The sequence below is a fragment of the Luteimonas rhizosphaericola genome (assembly GCF_029888045.1).
In the GTDB taxonomy this organism is placed as follows: domain Bacteria; phylum Pseudomonadota; class Gammaproteobacteria; order Xanthomonadales; family Xanthomonadaceae; genus Luteimonas; species Luteimonas rhizosphaericola.
On record NZ_JARXRN010000027.1, the window covers coordinates 16,516 to 35,659 of the forward strand.

18 protein-coding genes, 1 pseudogene and 1 riboswitch are annotated in these 19,144 nt (G+C 70.0%); of the genes and pseudogenes, 12 read left to right on the forward strand and 7 right to left on the reverse strand.

The window, feature by feature from the left end:
• Positions 1-9: 9 nt before the first annotated feature.
• A complete protein-coding gene (gene gspD / locus QFW80_RS12155) occupies positions 10-2,241 on the forward strand; it encodes a type II secretion system secretin GspD (protein ID WP_280602246.1) in 2,232 nt (743 codons plus the stop codon).
• A 237-nt stretch (positions 2,242-2,478) separates the two neighbouring features.
• Here gspD and QFW80_RS12160 read toward each other — a convergent pair whose 3' ends face one another.
• Together QFW80_RS12160 and QFW80_RS12165 are read right to left on the reverse strand one after the other, a co-directional pair.
• On the reverse strand, positions 2,479-3,093 hold the full coding sequence (locus QFW80_RS12160; protein WP_280602247.1) for a hypothetical protein: 615 nt from the start codon (positions 3,091-3,093) through the stop codon (positions 2,479-2,481).
• Positions 3,093-3,761, reverse strand: coding sequence for a hypothetical protein (locus tag QFW80_RS12165; RefSeq protein ID WP_280602248.1), 669 nt, complete (start codon positions 3,759-3,761; stop codon positions 3,093-3,095). Before QFW80_RS12165 ends, QFW80_RS12160 begins: the two co-directional genes overlap by 1 nt.
• 30 nt (positions 3,762-3,791) lie before the next feature.
• Between QFW80_RS12165 and QFW80_RS12170 the strand changes: the two are divergent.
• The 3 genes and pseudogenes from QFW80_RS12170 to pncB form a co-directional block, all read left to right on the forward strand.
• A pseudogene (locus QFW80_RS12170) lies at positions 3,792-4,616 on the forward strand (glycosyltransferase family 2 protein); the annotation flags it as partial.
• A gap of 83 nt (positions 4,617-4,699) precedes the next feature.
• Entirely contained in the window at positions 4,700-5,542 is an 843-nt protein-coding gene (locus QFW80_RS12175) for a glycosyltransferase family 2 protein (RefSeq protein WP_280602250.1), read from the forward strand.
• A 157-nt stretch (positions 5,543-5,699) separates the two neighbouring features.
• The gene (gene pncB, locus QFW80_RS12180; RefSeq protein ID WP_280602251.1) at positions 5,700-6,905 is read left to right on the forward strand and encodes a nicotinate phosphoribosyltransferase; all 1,206 of its coding nucleotides are present in this window, start codon (positions 5,700-5,702) and stop codon (positions 6,903-6,905) included.
• On the opposite strand, the gene pyrF is transcribed toward pncB, so the two are convergent.
• From pyrF to ettA, 5 genes are all read right to left on the reverse strand, one after another.
• Positions 6,889-7,716 (reverse strand): orotidine-5'-phosphate decarboxylase, encoded by an 828-nt coding sequence (pyrF, locus tag QFW80_RS12185; RefSeq protein WP_280602252.1) that lies wholly within the window; start codon positions 7,714-7,716, stop codon positions 6,889-6,891. The two genes, pncB and pyrF, sit on opposite strands and share 17 nt — an antisense overlap.
• Positions 7,717-7,732: 16 nt before the next feature.
• The gene (gene map, locus QFW80_RS12190; protein WP_280602253.1) at positions 7,733-8,470 is read right to left on the reverse strand and encodes a type I methionyl aminopeptidase; all 738 of its coding nucleotides are present in this window, start codon (positions 8,468-8,470) and stop codon (positions 7,733-7,735) included.
• A 77-nt stretch (positions 8,471-8,547) separates the two neighbouring features.
• Positions 8,548-8,874: a hypothetical protein gene (locus tag QFW80_RS12195; RefSeq protein WP_280602254.1), complete on the reverse strand. Its 327-nt coding sequence runs from the start codon at positions 8,872-8,874 to the stop codon at positions 8,548-8,550.
• A gap of 99 nt (positions 8,875-8,973) precedes the next feature.
• Entirely contained in the window at positions 8,974-9,657 is a 684-nt protein-coding gene (locus QFW80_RS12200; protein ID WP_280602255.1) for a hypothetical protein, read from the reverse strand.
• A gap of 85 nt (positions 9,658-9,742) precedes the next feature.
• Entirely contained in the window at positions 9,743-11,407 is a 1,665-nt protein-coding gene (ettA, locus tag QFW80_RS12205; protein ID WP_280602256.1) for an energy-dependent translational throttle protein EttA, read from the reverse strand.
• 239 nt (positions 11,408-11,646) lie between these two features.
• Here ettA and QFW80_RS12210 point away from each other — a divergent pair, with 239 nt between their 5' ends.
• The 8 genes from QFW80_RS12210 to ribB all read left to right on the forward strand — a co-directional run bounded on the left by QFW80_RS12210 (position 11,647) and on the right by ribB (position 19,132).
• On the forward strand, positions 11,647-12,141 hold the full coding sequence (locus QFW80_RS12210) for an RcnB family protein (RefSeq protein WP_280602257.1): 495 nt from the start codon (positions 11,647-11,649) through the stop codon (positions 12,139-12,141).
• Between the two features lie 130 nt (positions 12,142-12,271).
• Entirely contained in the window at positions 12,272-13,540 is a 1,269-nt protein-coding gene (gene glyA, locus QFW80_RS12215) for a serine hydroxymethyltransferase (protein ID WP_280602258.1), read from the forward strand.
• A gap of 105 nt (positions 13,541-13,645) precedes the next feature.
• Complete coding sequence (gene nrdR / locus QFW80_RS12220) at positions 13,646-14,176, forward strand: transcriptional regulator NrdR (RefSeq protein WP_280602259.1); 531 nt, start codon at positions 13,646-13,648, stop codon at positions 14,174-14,176.
• 49 nt (positions 14,177-14,225) lie between these two features.
• Complete coding sequence (ribD, locus tag QFW80_RS12225) at positions 14,226-15,305, forward strand: bifunctional diaminohydroxyphosphoribosylaminopyrimidine deaminase/5-amino-6-(5-phosphoribosylamino)uracil reductase RibD (protein WP_280602323.1); 1,080 nt, start codon at positions 14,226-14,228, stop codon at positions 15,303-15,305.
• A 46-nt stretch (positions 15,306-15,351) separates the two neighbouring features.
• Entirely contained in the window at positions 15,352-16,104 is a 753-nt protein-coding gene (locus QFW80_RS12230) for a class I SAM-dependent methyltransferase (protein ID WP_280602260.1), read from the forward strand.
• On the forward strand, positions 16,101-17,120 hold the full coding sequence (locus tag QFW80_RS12235; RefSeq protein ID WP_280602261.1) for a Gfo/Idh/MocA family protein: 1,020 nt from the start codon (positions 16,101-16,103) through the stop codon (positions 17,118-17,120). Before QFW80_RS12230 ends, QFW80_RS12235 begins: the two co-directional genes overlap by 4 nt.
• Positions 17,121-17,156: 36 nt before the next feature.
• A riboswitch (FMN riboswitch) is annotated at positions 17,157-17,324 on the forward strand.
• A gap of 70 nt (positions 17,325-17,394) precedes the next feature.
• Positions 17,395-18,021 (forward strand): riboflavin synthase, encoded by a 627-nt coding sequence (locus tag QFW80_RS12240; RefSeq protein ID WP_280602262.1) that lies wholly within the window; start codon positions 17,395-17,397, stop codon positions 18,019-18,021.
• Position 18,022: 1 nt separating this feature from the next.
• Positions 18,023-19,132: a 3,4-dihydroxy-2-butanone-4-phosphate synthase gene (gene ribB, locus QFW80_RS12245; RefSeq protein ID WP_280602263.1), complete on the forward strand. Its 1,110-nt coding sequence runs from the start codon at positions 18,023-18,025 to the stop codon at positions 19,130-19,132.
• The last annotated feature ends 12 nt before the right edge of the window (positions 19,133-19,144 follow it).

A 19,144-nucleotide genomic window follows, 5' to 3' on the forward strand; every position in this document is an offset into this window, starting at 1 on the left:
ACTGTGCCGATGACCTTCCGAACCTCCAGCCGTCCCGCGCTCGCCGCGTTCCTGTCCATCCTGCTGGCCGCCTGCGCGTCGATGCCGCCGCCCACGCTCTCGCGCGGGCAGCAGCGGCCGCCGGTGCCCGCGGGCACGGCCGCCGCCGACGCGATCCAGGCCGAGCCGCTGGAAGACGACGAGGGCCCGCGCGCGCAGATCCGCCGCGGTACCGGCCAGGTGCTCAACCAAGGGGCCGCCGCGGCGCCGCCGCCCAACCTCGGCGGCAGCACCGGCGAGGCCTCGTTCAACTTCGAGGGCGAGCCGCTGCACGCGGTGGTCAAGGCGATCCTGGGCGACATGCTCGGCCAGAACTACACCATCGCCCCGGGCGTGCAGGGCACCGTCACCCTGGCCACGCCGCGCACGGTGAGCCCGGCGCAGGCGTACATGCTGCTCGAGCGCGCCCTGGCCGACAACAACGCGCGCATGGTCTACAGCGGCGGCATGTACCAGATCGTGCCGGCCGATACCGCGCTCCCGTCGGGCACCGTCGCCCCGCGCACTGGTGGCGCGATGGCCGCGCGCGGGTTCGAGGTGCGGGTGGTGCCGCTGCGCTTCATCTCCGCCACCGAGATGGAGAAGGTGCTCAAGCCCTACGCCCGGCCCAACGCGATCGTGGCGGTCGACAACGGCCGCAACACGATCACCGTGTCCGGCTCGCGGGTGGAGCTGGAGAACTACCTGCGCACGATCGAGATCTTCGACGTCGACTGGCTCTCGGGCATGTCGGTGGGGGTGTTCCCGCTGCAGACCGGCAAGGCCACGCGCGTGGTGGCGGACCTGGAGAAGGTGTTCGGCGAGCAGAGCAAGTCGCCGGTCGCCGGCATGTTCCGCTTCATGCCGCTGGAAGGCGCCAACGCGGTGCTCGTGATCACGCCGCAGCCCGACTACCTGGACGACATCCAGGACTGGCTGGAGCGCATCGACAGCGCCGGCGCCGGGGCGCGGCTGTATTCGTACGAACTCAAGTACATCAAGGCGCGCGACCTCGCCCAGCGCCTGGCCGAGGTGTTCGGCGGCAGCAGCGGCCGCGGCGGCGGCAACGACACCGGCGGCTCGCTGATGCCCGGGCTGAGCCCCGCCACCATCGGCAGCGGCGGCGGCCAGTTCGGCGACGACGGCAAGATCGGCGGCGACTCGATGGGGGACATGGGGTCGCTCGGCGATGGCGGCGCTCTTGGCAGCAGCGGCAGCGGCAGCGGCGGGCTCGGCGGTGGCTCGCTCTCGCTCAGCCAGGATCGTGGGGGCGCGAGCAGCGTGACCCTCGAAGTCGAAGGCGATCGTGTTGGCGTTTCCGCGCTCGATGAGACCAATGCGCTACTGGTTCGCACTACGCCGCAAGCGTGGAAGTCGATCCGGGAAGTGGTCGAGCGACTGGACGTGATGCCGCTGCAGGTGCATATCGAAGCACAGGTGGCGCAGGTACAGCTGTCGGGCCAGCTGGAGTACGGCGTGCAGTGGTTCCTCGAGCGCGCGGCCACGGACAATGGTCTGCCGAACGTGACCGACGGTGCCGGCATCCCCCCCAACTGGAGCACGCTCGCGGGAAGCGTGGGCGGCGTCGCCGGTCCGGGGCTGGCGTGGACGCTCATCCGCAATGACGCGGCGGCGATCATCCGCGCGCTCGACAGCGTGTCCGACGTCCGCCTGCTGCAGACACCGTCGGTCTTCGTGCGTAACAACGCCGAGGCCGAATTCAACGTCGGCGACCGCATTCCGGTCTCGACGGTTTCAGTGAACCCGATCCTGGGCAGCGACAACAGCCTGACCTCCGTGCAATACCTGGAAACCGGCACGATCCTCAAGGTGCGTCCACGCGTGACCCAGGACGGTACGGTGTTCCTGGACATCGTGCAGGAGATCAGCGCGCCGGCCGGGCAGCCCGACAACAACGGCAACTTCCGCATCACCACGCGCCGGCTCAAGACCGAGGCGGCGGCGCAGGATGGAGACACCGTGATGCTCGCAGGCCTGATCACCGATGGCGTGGAGCGGGGTGCGAACGGGATCCCTGGGCTGGCTCGAATCCCCGTGCTCGGCGCCCTTTTCGGCACTCAGACCTCGGATACCTCGCGAAGCGAGACCATCGTGCTGATCACCGCGCGCATCATCCGCAACAACGCCGAGGCCCGCACCCTGACCGACGAATACAGCCGCCGCTTCCGCGCGATGGAGCCGTTGCACCGTGTTACGGATTAATCGAACGGTTAGTCATCGTACGGTGAATCGTGTGGTGAGCAGGTTGCGTTGGGCCATTGTCTTCCCGTCTCGTGCATAGGCCGATGGCACAGCCGATTGATCCTGCAGGAGTGCCGAAGCGAGAAAGCCCGCGCACTGCTGCGCGGGCTCCGTAGTTGCGAATCGGGTGATCTGGGCTTGCTGTCGCGCATTGATCGGGGACGCAAAGAGCACGGCTCTGCCCAGACGCCGCGTCGGTCAGGGATACACGCCGTCGTCCGTATGTCCGTTTTCATGAACAGCGTAAGCCACGATCGAGCCCTTGGGAGGCAGACGGCAGACGAGACTCGCAGGGGAGTTGAGCGCCGAGATGACTTGGGTCTCGGCCGTGCTCCAGTTGACGCTCAGCAGGTCGCCGGGGTCACCGGACACCGACTTGGTGTCGGTCCAGAGCGTAGTCCGGTTGGATCCAACATTCAGGGTGCACTGGAAGTTTCCGGCGGTGTTGGTGCGGAAGTAGGCAGAGACCGAAGCGCCGGCCTCGTCGCCGGTGGTGCCCCATGAGCTCTCGGCGTCCCGCACGATCGGACAGATCACGTAGAGGTAACCATTGCCCTGGTTCTGCACCGATTCCGGACGGATGCGCAACTGGCTGTAATTTGGGGTGCCGGTGGTGTAAGGCGCGCACCCGCCGACGCTGTAGTACTTGCTGTCGGCTTGTGCTTCACCATGCATGAGCGAAGCAGCCAGGACGGTCGACGCCAGAATCAGGGTTTTCACGTTCTTCATCTTTGGATCCTTGAAGTTGGGAGCGGCGTGTGTCTTGCCGCGGAGGGTCGGTCCGGCGAACGCAGGGGGATCGGCGCCGGGCATCACTTCTTCATCGCGTACACCTGCAGTTCCACGCTGCCATCCGGCCTGTAGATCGTGCGGCGCTGGGTCTGGGGCAGCGCGCCGCTGATGTCCATCGCGAGAATGGTCGCGGCCTCTGCCGCAGCCCCATCGTCCCGGTAGATTGCGGTGATGTTGCACAGCGTGCTCTTGCACTGGACGTTCACATCGGTAGGCAGCGCGACCCCTGCAGCCTTGGCTTCGTCTGACGTGATCGCTTCGAGGACGGCGATTTCGGTGTTCTTCGCCCACACGGCGGATACTTGCTCGGCGCGAAACCTGTTCCCGAAGTCGCGCATCACCGCGTCGGTCTGGGCCTGCTCCGACTGTTCTTCGACGCTTGTCCGCCTGTTTGCGGAAGGCGCCGGGTGCGCCGCAACGGGACCCGCTCCGGGACGCGAGTCGTGCCCTGCCTGTGCAGCGGGGATCGACCGTCGTTCAAGCGCCTGCAGCCTCCGCTCGAGCTCGGGGTCGCTTGGCCGGGTATCCCGCGCGAACAGATGGACGCCGGCCAGCGTGCATATGCTGGCAACTGTGGCGCTCAACAGAGCGGTAAGCACGAGGCGCATATGCATGCCTGAAATGGGATGTCCTGCCAGCTTGTACGCAAATCCTTGCTCCGGTGGGACAGCGCGGTCTTTGGAAGGCATACTTCCCTCCGGATTCACTTCACTGAATATGTGAACATCCCTATCGTCCTGCTCCCGGTCGGCACTGACGACGAAGCCCTCGACGCGTGCCTGGCCGGGCTCGATACCGGTACCCCCGCTCGAACGCGCGTGTGGCTGGCCGACGACGCCCAGGCCGGGCCGCGCGGGCTGGCGATCATCGAGCGCTGGCTGGCATCCACGCCGCTGCAGGCCGACTACACGCGCCGCGACCGGCGCGTGGGCGAGGTGGCCCACGTCGACCAGATGCTCGCCGCCTGCGGCGATGCCGACGTGATCGTGCTCGCGGCCGATGCGGTCCCGGCGCCGGGCTGGGCCACGCAGCTGGCGGCGTGCTTCGCGCGCGATGCCGCGATCGCCAGTGCGACACCCTGGTGCAATGCGGGCGAGGCCGCCGCCTGGCCCCGGATCGGCGAGATCGCGCCCATGCCGGACGACCCGTTGCGGCTGGCGCGCGCCTGCGCGGCGATGCCGCCGCTGCATCCCGAACTGCCGGCCGCGGTGGCGCACGCGGTCCTGCTGCGCGGCAGTGCAAGGCGCAAGGCCGGCGGCCTCGATGTCCAGAGCTACGGCTCGTGGTACGCGGCCCTGATCGACCTCTCGCTGCGGCTGGCGGGCCTGGGCTGGCGCAACGTGTTGTGCGAAACCGCGTTCGTCGCGCGCGGTGGCGAAGGCGGTCCGGCCGAAGGCGACATGGACGCGCTCGCGGCGCGCTGGCCGACCTGGCACGCGCGCCTGGCGAACACGCTGATGCAGGATCCGCTGCGCGGCCCGCGCGAGCGCCTGGCGCAGCTGTACGAGGACGTCGACGGCCCGCAGCGGCAGCAGGACCTGTTTCCCCATGCGGAAGATGGCGATGCCGCGGAGGGCGGGTCCGATGCAGTGCAGGAAGATGCGGCGCTGCCGGGGGAGGGCAGCTGATGTCCGCGCCGGCCGGCATTGCCGCGGTGGTGGTGAGCTACCAGAGCATCGACACCATCGACGCCTGTCTGTCGCGCCTGTGCGCCGCGGAGGGCGTCGTGCAGGTGCGGGTGGTCGACAACGGCTCGACCGACGGCACGCTCGAGGCCGTGCAGCGCCAGGCTTCGGTCGATCCGCGGGTGCGCTTCATCGGCAATCCGGACAACCCCGGTTTCTCGGTGGCCTGCAACCAGGGCGCGCGCGCCAGCGACGCGCCGTGGCTGGCGTTCGTCAATCCCGACTGCCTGCTCGAACCCGATGCGCTCTCGCGGCTGCGCGCGCATGCGGCCGCACTCGCCGGCGACTGCCTGCTCGGCGCGGACCTCGTGGACGAGCACGGCCAGCGCGATGGTGCCGCGCGCCGGCGCGACCCGGCCTTCGCGGCGATGCTGCGCGAGCGGGGCGCGCGCGAGCTCGCCGTCGTACCGGACGACGCGCAGCCGCTGCAGCGGGTCGACGCCGTCTCCGGCGCGCTGATGCTGATGCCGCGCGGCCTGTTCGACCGCATCGGCGGCTTCGACGAGGGTTACCGTCTGCACGCCGAGGATCTCGACCTGTGCCGGCGCGCGCGTGAGGCGGGCGCGACGGTGGCGGCGGCCAACGACGTGCGCGTGCTGCACCTGCGCGGTGTGTCGAGCCGCTCGCGGCCGGTGTTCGTGGAGTGGCACAAGCACCGCGGCCTGTGGCGCTATTTCCGCAAGTTCGAATCCACGCGGCTGGCGGTTCCGGCGCGCGCCCTGGTCTGGTGCGCCATCTGGCTGCGCTTTCCGCTGGCGGTCGCGCGCAAGCTGCAGGCCGGCTGACGGCGTCGATGCAGGGACAGGGCCGAGCGTTCCGGCCGCCGACCGGTGGCGACGCGCCCGCGCACCCGCCGGGGCGTTGCGCGTGGATCCAGCCGCGTGCGGTGGGCGATGACACAATGGCGTCGCGTCGGCGGCCGGCGCCGCGAAGGAGCCACCGATGCCCGTGATCGAGTCCCTGCTCGACACCGACCTGTACAAGTTCACGATGATGCAGGCCGTGCTGCACCAGCATCCGGCCGCACACGCGGAATACCGGTTCCGCTGCCGCACCCCCGGTGTCGACCTTGCGCACCACGTCGAGGCGATCGACGCGGAGATCGATGCGCTGTGCACGCTGCGCCTGACGGACGACGAACTGGCCTACCTGCGCTGCCTGCGCTTCATCAAGCCGGACTTCGTGGATTTCCTGGCCCTGTTCCGGCTGCAGCGCAAGTACGTGTCGCTGCGCGCCTCGCAGGTCGCGCCTGGCGAGATCGAGCTGGAGGTGAAGGGGCCCTGGCTGCACACGATCCTGTTCGAGGTGCCGCTGCTGGCGATCGTGAACGAGGTGCATTTCCGCGACACCGTCGGCGCGCCGGACGAGGCCGAAGGGTTGCGCCGGCTGCAGGCCAAGCTCGACCGGATCAACGACGCGGTGGGCTTCGAGGACTGCCGCATCACCGATTTCGGCACCCGGCGGCGCTGGTCGCGCGCCTGGCACGACGCCCTTATCCCGCGCCTGGTCGCCGGCCTGGGCGAGAAGTTCGCCGGCACCAGCAACGTCGACCTCGCGCGCCGGCACGGCCTGGTGGCGCAGGGCACGATGGCGCACGAATGGCTGCAGGCCTGGCAGGCGCTCGGCCCCCGGCTGCGCGATTCGCAGGTGGCGGCGTTCGAGGGCTGGGCGCGCGAGTACCGTGGCGACCTCGGCATCGCGCTGACCGACGTGATCGGCCTGGACGCGTTCCTGCGCGATTTCGACATGTACTTCTGCAAGCTGTTCGACGGCATGCGCCACGACTCCGGCGACCCGGTCGCCTGGGGCGAACGGATGATCGCGCACCTGCACGCGAATAAGGTCGATCCGCGCGGCAAGGTGCTGGTCTTCAGCGATGGCCTGGACATCGACGAGGTGATGCGGCTGTACGCGCATTTCCGCGGCCGCTGCCTGATGTCGTTCGGCGTCGGCACCAACCTCACCAACGACCTCGGACCGAGCCCGCTGAGCATCGTGATGAAGATGGTCCGCTGCAACGGCCAGCCGGTGGCCAAGCTCAGCGACACGCCCGGCAAGACGATGTGCGACGACCCCGGGTATCTCGCCTACCTGCGGCAGGTGTTCGAGGTGCCGGCGCCGGAGACTGCGGTCAGCGGAAGCGGTTGATCGCGTCGCGCAGCGACCTGGCGGCATCCGCCGCGGCTTCGGCATAGCCCGCGCCGGGGGAGGCGTAGAGGATCCCGCGCGAGGAATTGATCATCAGCCCGGTGCCGTCGGCATTCCGCCCGTTCCGGACCACCGCCTCGACATCGCCGCCTTGGGCGCCGACGCCGGGAATCAGCAGCGGCATGTCGCCGACGATGCCGCGGATGTCCTTCAGTTCCTCCGGGAACGTCGCCCCGACCACCAGCGCGCAGTTGCCGTCGTCGTTCCACTCGCCGGCGATGGTGCGGGCGATGCGCCGGTACAGCGGCTCGCCCTCGACCATGAGTTCCTGGAAATCGCGCGCGCCGGGATTGGAGGTATGGCACAGGAAGATGCAGCCGCGATCAAAGCGCTGCAGGAACGGGACAGCCGAATCGCGTCCCATGTACGGATTGAGCGTGACGGCATCGGCGCCGTAGCGGTCGAAGGCCTCCACCGCGTACTGCTCGGCGGTGCTGCCGATGTCGCCGCGCTTGGCGTCGAGGATCACCGGCACGTCCGGATGGGTCCCGTTGATGTGCGCGATCAGCCGCTGCAGCGCGGCCTCGCCGCCGTTGTGCGCGGCGAAATAGGCGATCTGCGGCTTGAAGGCGCAGGCGAACTCCGCGGTGGCGTCGGCGATGTCGCGGCAGAACGCGAACAGGCTGTCGGCGACGTCGTCGCCGGTCGCGACGAGCGATTCGGGGAAGCGCGCCGGGTCCGGGTCCAGGCCCACGCAGAGCAGGGTGTCGGCCTGCTGCCAGCGGTCGCGGAGTCTGCGGACGAATCCCATGCGCGTGTCCCTCGTGTCAGGTGACCACGACCGGCATGCCGGACGTGACCACCACCGTGTGTTCGAACTGCGCGGCGAAGCCGCGGCGGCAGTACAGTGACCAGCCGTCGTCGGCTTCTTCCGCCAAGGTGGCGTGGCTGGCCAGGAACGGCTCGACCGTGATCACCATGCCTTCGTGCAGCCGGCGCGCATCGCGCGGATCGTAATGGCCCGGAATCTGCCCCGGCGCCTCGTGCAGGGCGCGCCCGACGCCGTGGCTGCCGAGGTTGCGGATCACCCGCAGGCCGCGACGCGCGGCCACCGACTCGATCGTGCGACCGATGCCGTTGATCCGCTCGCCGGCGCGCAGCTGGGCGATCGCGGCGTCGCGCGCTTCCAGGGTCGCGTCGAGCAGGCGCTGCTGCGCCGGCGCGGCGGCGCCGATCACGAAGCTCGCGCCGGTGTCGGCAAAGTAGCCGTCCAGCTCGGCCGAGACGTCGATGTTCACCAGATCGCCCTCGCGCAGCACGGTGTCGTCAGGGATGCCGTGCGCGAACACGCGCCCGACGCTGATGCAGGTCGCGCCGGGGAAGTCGTAGGTCAGCTGCGGGGCCGAGCGTGCGCCGGCGGCGCGCAGCCACTTCGCGCCCAGCGCGTCGAGTTCGCGTGTGGTCACGCCGGGCGCGGCGGCCTCGCGCATGCCGGCGAGGATCGACGCCACCAGGGCGCCGGCGCGGCGCAGGCCTTCGAGTTCGCTGGCGTGTTCGATAGTCATGATGCGTCGATCACGAGATCGACCTGTTCAGGTCGATCTCACGTGCGAGAGCCGGGCGAGTCCCGACCAACTGCAGATCACTTTTCGATGATCAGCTGCTGGCGCTGACGCATGATCGCCGTGCCGTCGTTCTGGTACGTCGTCGAGTACACCACGGGCACAACCTGCACGATCCTCCACCCTCGTTGGGCGAGCTGCGGAATTGTGTAAGCGACACCGCCTGCCTGGCAGTTGAAACGCGTTGCGTTCGACAGCTGCGGAAACGCGCCCCCGTTACCGGTAGTCGAGTAGCTCTGGATTCCGCTATGGCAGACCGACGCCTCACCCGCCATCGCCGGGAGGGCGACACATGCGACCGCCAGCACCACGGTCCGGGTCAGCGGGGAAATCTTCCTCATGATCATATAAACGCTCCTTGTGCAGGCTTGGTGGGTGCCGCAACTGCGGCGTGGGGATGATGAACGAACGCGTATGTCCGGGCAACGGCTCCGTCCGGCGTGAGGTCACGGGGCAGGCAATGACTCGGGCGAAAGATCCTCGCGTGGTGCCCGGCCGGCGAAAGGCACGGCGATCACCTCTGCGTCCGAGAACCCACCGAAACCGTCCGGTCCCCCCGAAATAGTGATGCTACCTTCTCCCAGCGCGAGAACCGGACGTTCCTCACCCGGAACCACGCTCAAAGCGGTATCCATTACCGAGTGCCAGCCGCCCGTATCGTCTTGGCGGAAGACACCAAGTACCCTCACAACGGCGCTGTCGCGACAGCCGGAAAGATCGTAGAAGGAGATCGCTTCGGGAGAGTCGTCATTGTCCAAGTCGATGAGGCGCGCGGCGTATGGCGCGCTCTGTCTGGAGCAGCCCTCCAATGCCCCAACATTCCCGACATGAGTTTCGACGTGCTGAATGACGGCGGGGGGCGCTGGCTGGCTACGTTGCTCGATGACCGCGAGCGCCTTCCCGGAGAAAAAGTGCTCCAACGAGGGCTCGGCGCCGATATCCGGCTGCGCACCGGCCAGCTCGCGCTCGCGGTCCGTCGACGGTTCGGAGGGAGGTGCGTCTGCTGCATCAATCGTATTGGCGGCAGCCGTTGAAACGTCGGCGGGCGAATTTGGCGCCCGGGTGCAAGACGCGGCCAAAGCGGCGACCAGGCATGCGGCAATCACAAGAAGGTGGCGAGCGGTGGCCATAGCCAGGTCGTCTGTCCGATGGGGATGAGGGAGCGGCACCGCGCGGTTCTCAGTGTGCGCGGGTCCGCCGATCAAAGATCCCACCTTACTTCAGCGCCTTGAAGCGGAGGCGCTTCGGGCCGGCGTCGTCGCCCATGCGGCGGCGCTTGTCTTCCTCGTACTCGCGGTAGTTGCCCTGGAAGAACTCCACGTGGCTGTCGCCCTCGAAGGCGAGGATGTGGGTGGCGATGCGGTCCAGGAACCAGCGGTCGTGCGAGATCACGAACGTGTTGCCGGGGAACTCGAGCAGGGCGTCTTCCAGCGCGCGCAGGGTCTCGATGTCGAGGTCGTTGGACGGTTCGTCGAGCAGCAGCACGTTGCCGCCCTGCAACAGGGTCTTGGCCATGTGCAGGCGGCCGCGCTCGCCGCCGGAGAGCGCGCCGACGCGCTTCTGCTGGTCCTGGCCCTTGAAGTTGAAGCGGCCGATATAGGCGCGCGACTGGATCTCCACGCCGTTGATGTCGAGGATGTCCAGCCCGCCCGACACTTCCTCGAACACGGTCTTGTCGCCTTCCAGCGCGTCGCGGCTCTGGTCGACGTAGGCCAGCTTCACCGTCGGCCCGATCACGATCTGGCCCGAGTCCGGCTTCTCCTGCCCGGTGATCATCTTGAACAGGGTCGACTTGCCGGCGCCGTTCGGGCCGATGATGCCGACGATGGCCCCCGGCGGCACGATCATCGACAGGTCGTCGATCAGCAGGCGGTCGCCGAACTTCTTGGAGACGTTCCTGAACTCGATCACCGAGTTGCCCAGGCGCTCGCCCGGCGGGATGAAGATCTCGTTGGTCTCGTTGCGCCGCTGATAGTCGACCGACTGCAGTTCCTCGAGCCGGCCCAGGCGCGCCTTGCCCTTGGAACGGCCGCCCTTGGCGTTCTGCCGCGACCATTCCAGTTCCTTCTGGATGGCCTTCTGGCGCGCCTTTTCCTGGTTGTCTTCCTGCTTCAGGCGCTCGTCCTTCTGCACCAGCCACTCGGTGTAGTTGCCCTTCCACGGGATGCCGCGGCCGCGGTCGAGCTCGAGGATCCACTCGGCGGCGTTGTCGAGGAAGTAGCGGTCGTGGGTCACCGCCACCACGGTGCCGGTGTAGCGGGCGAGGAACTGTTCCAGCCATTCCACCGATTCGGCGTCGAGGTGGTTGGTGGGTTCGTCGAGCAGCAGCATGTCCGGCTTCTGCAGCAGCAGGCGGCACAGCGCGACGCGGCGCTTCTCGCCGCCGGACAGCTTGCCGATCTTCGCGTCCCACGGCGGCAGGCGCAGCGCGTCGGCGGCGACTTCCAGCTGGTTCTCGAGGGTGTGCGCGTCGCCGGCAGCGAGGATCGCCTCCAACCGCTCCTGTTCCTTGGCCAGCGCGTCGAAGTCCGCGCCTTCCTCGGCATAGGCCGCGTACACCTCGTCCAGGCGGGCCTGCGCCTGCAGCACTTCACCCACGCCTTCCTCGACCGCCTCGCGCACGGTCATCTCGGGGTCGAGCTGCGGCTCCTGCGGCAGGTAGCCGACCTTGGTGCCGGGCTGGGGCCGGGCCTCGCCCTCGAAATCCTGGTCGACGCCGGCCATGATCTTGAGCACCGTGGACTTGCCCGCGCCGTTCAGGCCCAACAGACCGATCTTGGCACCGGGGAAGAACGACAGCGAGATGTCCTTGATGATCTGCCGCTTGGGCGGCACGACCTTGGACACGCGGTTCATGGTGTAGATGTACTGCGACGACATGCGGACTCCGGATTGCGCGCGACCGAGACCCGCGCGGGGTGCGCGGACCGGCAGGAGGTGGCTCGGGATGGACCGATTATAGCCGTTCGCGACCCGCGCTTCGGCCTGAGCCGACGTTAAACGATCGTGAGCGCGCGCCTGCTGCAAACGGTTGCAGGGAGGTTCGATTCAGCGCGCCAGGCCGATAGTCGATGCCACGCCGTCCGGGAGCGGAGGGCGCGGACCTGGAGACCGACCACATGAACCTGAAGCTCACCTGGGGAACCGCACTGGCGCTGGCCCTGGCCACCGTCGCCGCGCCGGCCATGGCCGATAACGACCGCCGCGGCTACGGGCACCGCGACCATGATCGGCGGGAACATCGCCGCGACCACCGCGAACACCGGCGCGACCATCGCGAGCACCGCCGCGACCACCGCCAGGCCCGGCGCGACTACCGCCACGATCGGCGCTACGACCGGCGCGACTACGTCCACTACCGGCCCCCGGTCCGGGTCATCCACCACCGGCCCGTGGTCCGCCACTACCATCCCGCCCCCCGGTATGCCGGGCCGCGCTGGGCCCGCGGCGGCTACATCCACCACTACCAGCGGCCCATCTACGTGGTCAACGACTACCGCGGCTACGGCCTGCGCCACCCGCCGCGCGGCTACCGCTGGATGCGCGACGACTACGGCGACTACCTGCTGGTCGCGGTCGCCACCGGCCTCATCGCGGACCTGATCCTGCGCTGAGGCGACTCCCGCGTGGGGACCCCGAAGGCGTGCCAACCGGCACGCCTTCTTTTTGCGTCCAGTCCCGCCCGGCCCCGCCGGCCCCGGTCCGGGCGGTACAATCGGCCCGTCCCCACGCCCCGGAGTGCCGATGTTTCCGCGCGATGCCCGTATCGAAGGCTACGACCCCGAACTCGCCGCCGCGATCGCGTCGGAAACGCGCCGGCAGGAGGACCACGTCGAGCTGATCGCGTCGGAAAACTATTGCAGCCCGCGGGTGATGGAGGCCCAGGGCAGCCAGCTGACCAACAAGTACGCCGAGGGCTACCCGGGCAAGCGCTACTACGGCGGCTGCGAATACGTCGATGTCGCCGAGCAGCTGGCCATCGACCGCCTCAAGCAGCTCTTCGAGGCCGACTACGCCAACGTGCAGCCGCATTCGGGTTCGCAGGCCAACCAGGCGGTGTATTTCGCGCTGCTGCAGCCGGGCGACACGATCCTGGGCATGTCGCTGGCCCACGGTGGCCACCTGACCCACGGCGCCAAGGTCAACGCCTCGGGCAAGCTGTTCAACGCGGTGCAGTACGGCGTGAACGACGAGGGCCTGATCGACTACGACGAGGTCGAGCGGCTGGCGGTGGAGCACAGGCCGAAGATGGTCGTGGCCGGCTTCAGCGCCTACTCGCAGAAGATCGACTGGGCGCGCTTCCGCGCCATCGCCGACAAGGTCGGCGCGCTGCTGTTCGTGGACATGGCGCACGTGGCCGGCCTGGTTGCGGCCGGCGTGTATCCCACGCCGGTGCCGCACGCCCACGTGGTGACGTCGACCACCCACAAGACCCTGCGCGGCCCGCGCGGCGGCATCATCGTGGCATCGAAGCAGGGCGCGGGCGAACAGTTCGACGAGATCGCCAAGAAGCTGCAGTCGATCGTCTTCCCCGGCATCCAGGGCGGCCCGCTGATGCACGTCATCGCGGCCAAGGCCGTGGCCTTCAAGGAAGCGCTGGAGCCCGGGTTCAAGACCTACCAGCAGCAGGTGGTCAGCAACGCGCAGGCGATGGCGAAGGTCATCATCGAGCGCGGCTACCGGATCGTCTCCGGCGGCACCGAGAACCACCTGATGCTGGTCGACATGATCGGCAAGGACGTTAGCGGCAAGGACGCGGAGGAAGCGCTGGGCAAGGCGCACATCACCGTCAACAAGAACTCCGTGCCCAACGACCCGCGCAAGCCCTTCGTCACCTCGGGGCTGCGGATCGGTACCCCGGCGGTCACCACCCGCGGCTACGGCGAGCAGGACTGCATCGACCTGGCCAACTGGATCTGCGACGTGCTCGACGCGCCGCAGGACGAGGCGGTACTGGCGCGGGTGCGCGAGGCGGTGACCGCGCAGTGCCGCAAGTTCCCGGTCTACGGGTGACGCGGCTCGTGGGTGAGCCGTGACCGCTGATCCGTAGAGACAGGATCCCGTCTACGCCGTTACGACTGCGACGCCCGTTCACGACACCACTCGCCACGACCCACGATGCACTGCCCCTTCTGCCAGCACCAGGACACCAAGGTCATCGATTCGCGCGCGTCCGAGGACGGCGCGACGATCCGGCGTCGGCGCGAGTGCGAGGCCTGCGGAGAGCGTTTCAGCACGCTCGAGACGATCGAGCTCAAGCTGCCGGTGATCATCAAGGGCGACGGCCGCCGCGAGCCGTTCGACGCGCGCAAGCTGCGCATCAGCATGGACCGGGCGCTGCACAAGCGGCCGGTGTCGGAAGAGCAGATCGAGGCGGCGGTGCGCGCGGTGGTGCACCAGCTGCGCATGACCACCGAGCGCGAGCTGGCCTCGCGCCGCGTGGGCGAATTCGTGATCGCCGAGCTGCGCAAGCTCGACCACGTGGGGTTCGTGCGCTTCGCGTCGGTGTACCGCTCGTTCGAGGACATCACCGATTTCCGCGAGGAACTCGACCGGCTCGAGCGCGAGCTGCCGGGCGAGGGCCAGCTGCCGCTGCTCGGTGGCGACGTGGTGCCGTTCGGCAAGCCGGACAAGGGCAAGAAGCGTTGACGGCCCGGGGGCTACGGCGGTGAGCGCGTTCTCCGCCACCGACCACGCGATGATGGCCCGGGCGCTGCGTCTGGCCGCGCTCGGCGCCTACACCACCCGTCCCAATCCGATGGTGGGCTGCGTGGTCGCCCGTGGCGACGAGGTCGTGGGCGAGGGCTGGCATCGTCGCCAGGGCGGGCCGCACGCGGAGGTGATCGCGCTGGAGGCCGCGGGCGCACGGGCGAAGGGCGCAACCGCCTACGTGACCCTCGAACCCTGCGCGCACACCGGGCGCACCGGTCCCTGTGCGGATGCGCTGGTGGCGGCCGGCGTGTCGCGCGTGGTCGCGGCGATGCGCGATCCGTTCCCGCAGGTGGATGGCGCCGGGTTCGACCGTCTGCGTGCGGCCGGGATCGAGGTCGGGGCGGGGCTGATGGAGGCGCAGGCGCGCGCCCTGAACGTCGGCTTCCTGTCGCGGATCGAGCGCGGGCGGCCGTGGGTGCGGGTGAAGCTTGCCTGCAGCCTGGACGGGCGCACGGCGCTGGCCAACGGCGATTCGAAGTGGATCACGGGCGCGGCCGCGCGCGCCGACGTGATGCACTGGCGCGCGCGCGCCGGAGCGATCCTCACCGGCGCGGGGACCGTGCTGGCCGACGACCCGTCGCTGACGGTGCGCTTCGACACGCCGCGCGAGTTCGTGCCGCCGCTGCGGGTGGTGCTCGATCCCGGCCTGGCGACCGTGGCGCGCGGCAAGGTGCGCGAGGGCGACGCGCCCACGCTGTACCTGCACGCGCCCGACGCGAAGGTGCCGCGCGAGCTGGCCGCCGACCGCGCACCGGTGGCGGTGAAGGGCGGCGTGTTCGATCTCGACGCGGCGCTGGCGCTGCTGGCGCAGCGCGAGGTCAACGAGGTGCACGTGGAAACCGGCGCCACCCTCGCCGGCGCACTGCTCAAGGCCGGGCTGGTGGACGACCTGCTGCTGTACGTGGCGCCGGTGCTGCTGGGCGATACCGCGCGGCCGCTGTTCGGCGGGCTGGACCTGACCCGCATGGCGCAGTGCCTGCGGATGGAGATTGTCGAGACCGTGCGGGTCGGCGACGACCTGCGCCTGCACCTGCGGCCCGGTGCGCAGCCGGCAGCGGCTGCCTGAACATGCGGGTCCCGCGGCGCAGGGTGCGGCCGGCGATCGTGCGCGGATGACGGGCCCCGCGTTCAAGGACCACTTCTCCGGCGTCGCCGAGGCCTACGCCGAGGCGCGCCCGGACTATTCCGATGCGCTGTTCGACTGGATCGCCGGCGTGGCGCCAACGCGCTCGCTGGCCTGGGAAGCCGGCTGCGGCAGCGGCCAGGCGACGCGCGGGCTGGCGGCGCGGTTCGCGCGGGTGCATGCCGCGGATCCGAGCGCCGACCAGGTGGCGCATGCGCGGGCGCCGGCCAACGTGGCGTTCGTGGTGGAGCCGGCCGAGCGCACCGCGCTGGCCGATGCCAGCGCCGATGTCGCCTGCGTCGCGCAGGCGCTGCACTGGTTCGACCGCGCGGCGTACTTCGCCGAATGCGCGCGCGTGCTGCGGCCCGGCGGCGTGCTGGTCGCCTGGGGCTACCAGGACATCGAGGTCGACGATGGCCTGCGCGACGCGGTGGCCGCGTTCGCAGCGGAGATCCGACCGTACTGGCCGCCCGAGCGCGCCGACGTCGATGCCGCCTATGCCGGCTACGCCTGGCCGTTCCCGGCGATCGATGCGCCGCAGGACACGCTGTCCGCAGACTGGCCGCTGGCGCGCCTGCTGGCGTATTTTTCCAGCTATTCCGCGACCCGGCGCTGCCGCGAGGCGACGGGTCGCGATCCGGTGACCGCCCACGCCGCCGCCATCGCGCGCGCCTGGGGCGACCCGGAGACGCTCCGCCGCGTGCAGTGGCCGCTGTTCGTCCATGCACGGAGGAAGCCGTGACGGCGCGCTGGGGCATCCTCGGCTGCGGCGACGTCACCGAGGTCAAGAGCGGGCCGGCCCTGCAGCAGGCGCCGGGGTCGGCGCTGGTGGCGGTGATGCGCCGCGACGGCCGCAAGGCCGAGGACTACGCGCGCCGCCACGGCGTGCCGCGCTGGTACGACGATGCCGACGCGCTGATCGCGGATCCGGAGGTCGACGCGGTCTATGTCGCCACGCCGCCCTCCAGCCACGCCCCGCTGGCGATCCGCGCGCTGCAGGCCGGCAAGCCGGTGTACGTGGAAAAGCCCATGGCGCTGGACGCGGCCGAATGCGAGGCCATGCTTGCAGCCAGCCGCGACGCCGGCCTGCCGCTGTTCGTCGCCTACTACCGGCGCGCGCTGCCGCGGTTCCTCAAAGTGCGCGACCTGCTGCAGGCCGGTGCGATCGGCACGCCGCGCGAGGTGCGCGTGGTGCTGCACCGGACGCTCGATGCGCGCTACGCCGGGGCCGACGCGCTGCCGTGGCGGGTGCGTCCGGAGGTCGCGGGCGGCGGCCTGTTCGTCGATCTCGGCAGCCACACGCTGGACCTGCTGGATTTCCTGTTCGGGCCGGTGACGGAGGTCGCGGGCACGGCCCGCTCGGTGTCCGGCGCGTATCCGGCCGAGGACACCGTGGCCGCGACTCTGGCCTTCGCCAACGGCGTGCGGGGCACCGGCGACTGGAATTTCTGCAGCGACGCGCGCCGGGACCTGGTCGAAATCACCGGCGAGCGCGGGCGGCTGCGCTTCGCCAGCTTCGACGAGGTGCCGGTGGAGCTGGAGACCGGCGCCGGCCGGAAGCGCTTCGAGATCGCGCATCCTCCGCACATCCAGCGGCCGCTGATCGACACCGTGGTGGCGGCGCTGCGCGGCGAGGGCGAATGTCCCTCGACCGGCGTCAGCGCGGCGCGCACCAGCGCCGTGATCGACGCGATCCTGCGCGATTTCCGCAACGCTGCATCCGCGGCCGAGGATCAGGCCGGCGGCCCGCTGCGCTAGAATGGCACACCGGCCGCCAGCGGCCACCACCACCAGAAACGTCTTCGGGGCGGGGTGAGATGCCCCACCGGCGGTAGGCGGGCGCCACCTTCGCGGTGCGCGCACGCGAGCCCGCGAGCGCCCAAGCGGCCCAGCCGCGCGGGGTCAGCAGATCCGGTCGAATGCCGGAGCCGACGGTCACAGTCCGGATGAAAGAAGACGCGTCGTGCGGCTTTTGGCCGTGCGTTCGCTCGCTCCCGCGGGCGTTTCTCGCCATTGCTGCGGGAAACGGACCATGTTCACCGGATTGATCGAAGGCGTCGGCACCCTCCTGTCGCGCGAGGCGCGCGGCGGCGATGCACGGCTGCGGATCGCGGTCGGCAGCCTGCCGTTCGACGGCGTCGCCCTGGGCGAGAGCATCGCGGTCAACGGCGTGTGCCTGACGGTCGTCGCGTTCGACGACGCGCATTTCGAGGCCGACGCCTCCAACGAGACCCTCGCCCTGACCACCCTGGGCGCGCTCGCGCCGGGCCGGGCGCTGAACCTGGAGCGCGCGATGCGCCCGACCGACCGCCTCGGCGGGCACCTGGTCAGCGGCCACGTCGACGGCGTCGGCGCGGTGGCCGCGATCGCCGACGATGCGCGCGCGCAGCGCTGGCGGTTCACCGCGCCGGCGGCGCTGATGAAGTACGTGGCAAGCAAGGGTTCGATCTGCGTCGACGGCGTCAGCCTGACGGTCAACGCGGTGCACGCCGACGGCTTCGAGGTGGCGCTGGTGCCGCATACGCTGGCGCACACCGCGTTCGGGCGCACCGCCCCCGGCGAGGCGGTGAACCTGGAGGTCGACCTGGTGGCGCGCTACGTCGAGCGCCTGCTCGCCGCCGGCGTGGCGGTGGGTCCCGGCCGTTCGGAGGGCCGCTGAGATGGCCTTCGCACCGGTGCCCGAACTGCTGGAGGACATCCGCCAGGGCCGCATGGTGGTGATCGTCGACGACGAGGACCGCGAGAACGAAGGCGACCTGATCATGGCCGCCGAACAGGTGCGTCCCTCCGACATCAACTTCATGGTCACCCATGCGCGTGGACTGGTGTGCCTGTCGCTCACGCGCGAACGCTGCGCACAGCTGGGGCTGCCGCCGATGGTGCAGTCCAACACCTCGCGCCACCGCACCAACTTCACCGTCAGCATCGAAGCGGCCGAAGGCGTGACCACCGGCATCTCGGCGCACGACCGCGCCCACACCATCCGCACCGCGGTGCGCGCCGACGCCACCCCGGCCGACCTGTCGCAGCCGGGGCATATCTTCCCGCTGATGGCCGAACCCGGCGGCGTGCTGGCGCGCAGCGGCCACACCGAGGCCGCCGCCGACCTCGCGCGCATGGCGGGCCTGGCGCCGGCCGGCGTGCTGGTGGAGATCCTCAACCCCGACGGCAGCATGGCGCGGCGGCCGGAACTGGAAGTGTTCGCCCGCGAGCACGGGCTGAAGATCGGCTCGATCGAGGACCTGATCCGCTACCGGCTCGACACCGAACAGACGGTGGAGCGGGTCGATGCGCGCGGGATCGAGACCGCCCACGGGCGTTTCGAACTCGTCACCTACCGCGACCGCGTGGCCGATGCGCTGCACCTGGCGCTCGTCCGCGGCACCCCGGACGCCGCGCATCCCAGCCTGGTGCGGGTGCAGCCGATGAACCCGCTGGCCGATGCGCTGCACTGGCGGCGCGCCGATTTCGGCCCCGCCACCGGCGACGTGCTGCCGCGGATCGCCGCGGACGGGGCGGGCGCGCTCGTGTTGCTCGATGATCCGCACGACGCGCAGTCGCTGCTGGCGCGCATCCGCGAGGTGCCGCCCGGCCCGGCCACATCCGCATCCGCGCGCGGCGGCACGGTGGGCGAATGGCGCCGCAACGGCGCCGGCGCGCAGATCCTGCACGACCTCGGCTTCGGCCGCCTGCGCGTGCTCGGCACGCCGCGCCGGCAGGTGGGGCTGGCCGGGTTCGGGCTGGAGATCGTCGAGTACGTGGCGCCCTAGGCCGCGAGGGCG

Coding starts and splice junctions, on each gene's coding strand:
- QFW80_RS12175 (WP_280602250.1), top strand. CDS start 4,700: ATGTCCGCGCCGGCCGGCATTGCCGCGGTGGTGGTGAGCTACCAGAGC.
- QFW80_RS12210 (WP_280602257.1), top strand. CDS start 11,647: ATGAACCTGAAGCTCACCTGGGGAACCGCACTGGCGCTGGCCCTGGCC.
- QFW80_RS12160 (WP_280602247.1), bottom strand. CDS start 3,093: ATGCCCGGCGCCGATCCCCCTGCGTTCGCCGGACCGACCCTCCGCGGC.
- ettA (WP_280602256.1), bottom strand. CDS start 11,407: ATGTCGTCGCAGTACATCTACACCATGAACCGCGTGTCCAAGGTCGTG.
- gspD (WP_280602246.1), top strand. CDS start 10: ATGACCTTCCGAACCTCCAGCCGTCCCGCGCTCGCCGCGTTCCTGTCC.
- QFW80_RS12165 (WP_280602248.1), bottom strand. CDS start 3,761: ATGCCTTCCAAAGACCGCGCTGTCCCACCGGAGCAAGGATTTGCGTAC.
- glyA (WP_280602258.1), top strand. CDS start 12,272: ATGTTTCCGCGCGATGCCCGTATCGAAGGCTACGACCCCGAACTCGCC.
- map (WP_280602253.1), bottom strand. CDS start 8,470: ATGACTATCGAACACGCCAGCGAACTCGAAGGCCTGCGCCGCGCCGGC.
- ribB (WP_280602263.1), top strand. CDS start 18,023: ATGGCCTTCGCACCGGTGCCCGAACTGCTGGAGGACATCCGCCAGGGC.
- ribD (WP_280602323.1), top strand. CDS start 14,226: ATGATGGCCCGGGCGCTGCGTCTGGCCGCGCTCGGCGCCTACACCACC.
- nrdR (WP_280602259.1), top strand. CDS start 13,646: ATGCACTGCCCCTTCTGCCAGCACCAGGACACCAAGGTCATCGATTCG.
- pyrF (WP_280602252.1), bottom strand. CDS start 7,716: ATGGGATTCGTCCGCAGACTCCGCGACCGCTGGCAGCAGGCCGACACC.
- QFW80_RS12200 (WP_280602255.1), bottom strand. CDS start 9,657: ATGGCCACCGCTCGCCACCTTCTTGTGATTGCCGCATGCCTGGTCGCC.
- QFW80_RS12195 (WP_280602254.1), bottom strand. CDS start 8,874: ATGATCATGAGGAAGATTTCCCCGCTGACCCGGACCGTGGTGCTGGCG.
- QFW80_RS12230 (WP_280602260.1), top strand. CDS start 15,352: ATGACGGGCCCCGCGTTCAAGGACCACTTCTCCGGCGTCGCCGAGGCC.
- QFW80_RS12240 (WP_280602262.1), top strand. CDS start 17,395: ATGTTCACCGGATTGATCGAAGGCGTCGGCACCCTCCTGTCGCGCGAG.
- pncB (WP_280602251.1), top strand. CDS start 5,700: ATGCCCGTGATCGAGTCCCTGCTCGACACCGACCTGTACAAGTTCACG.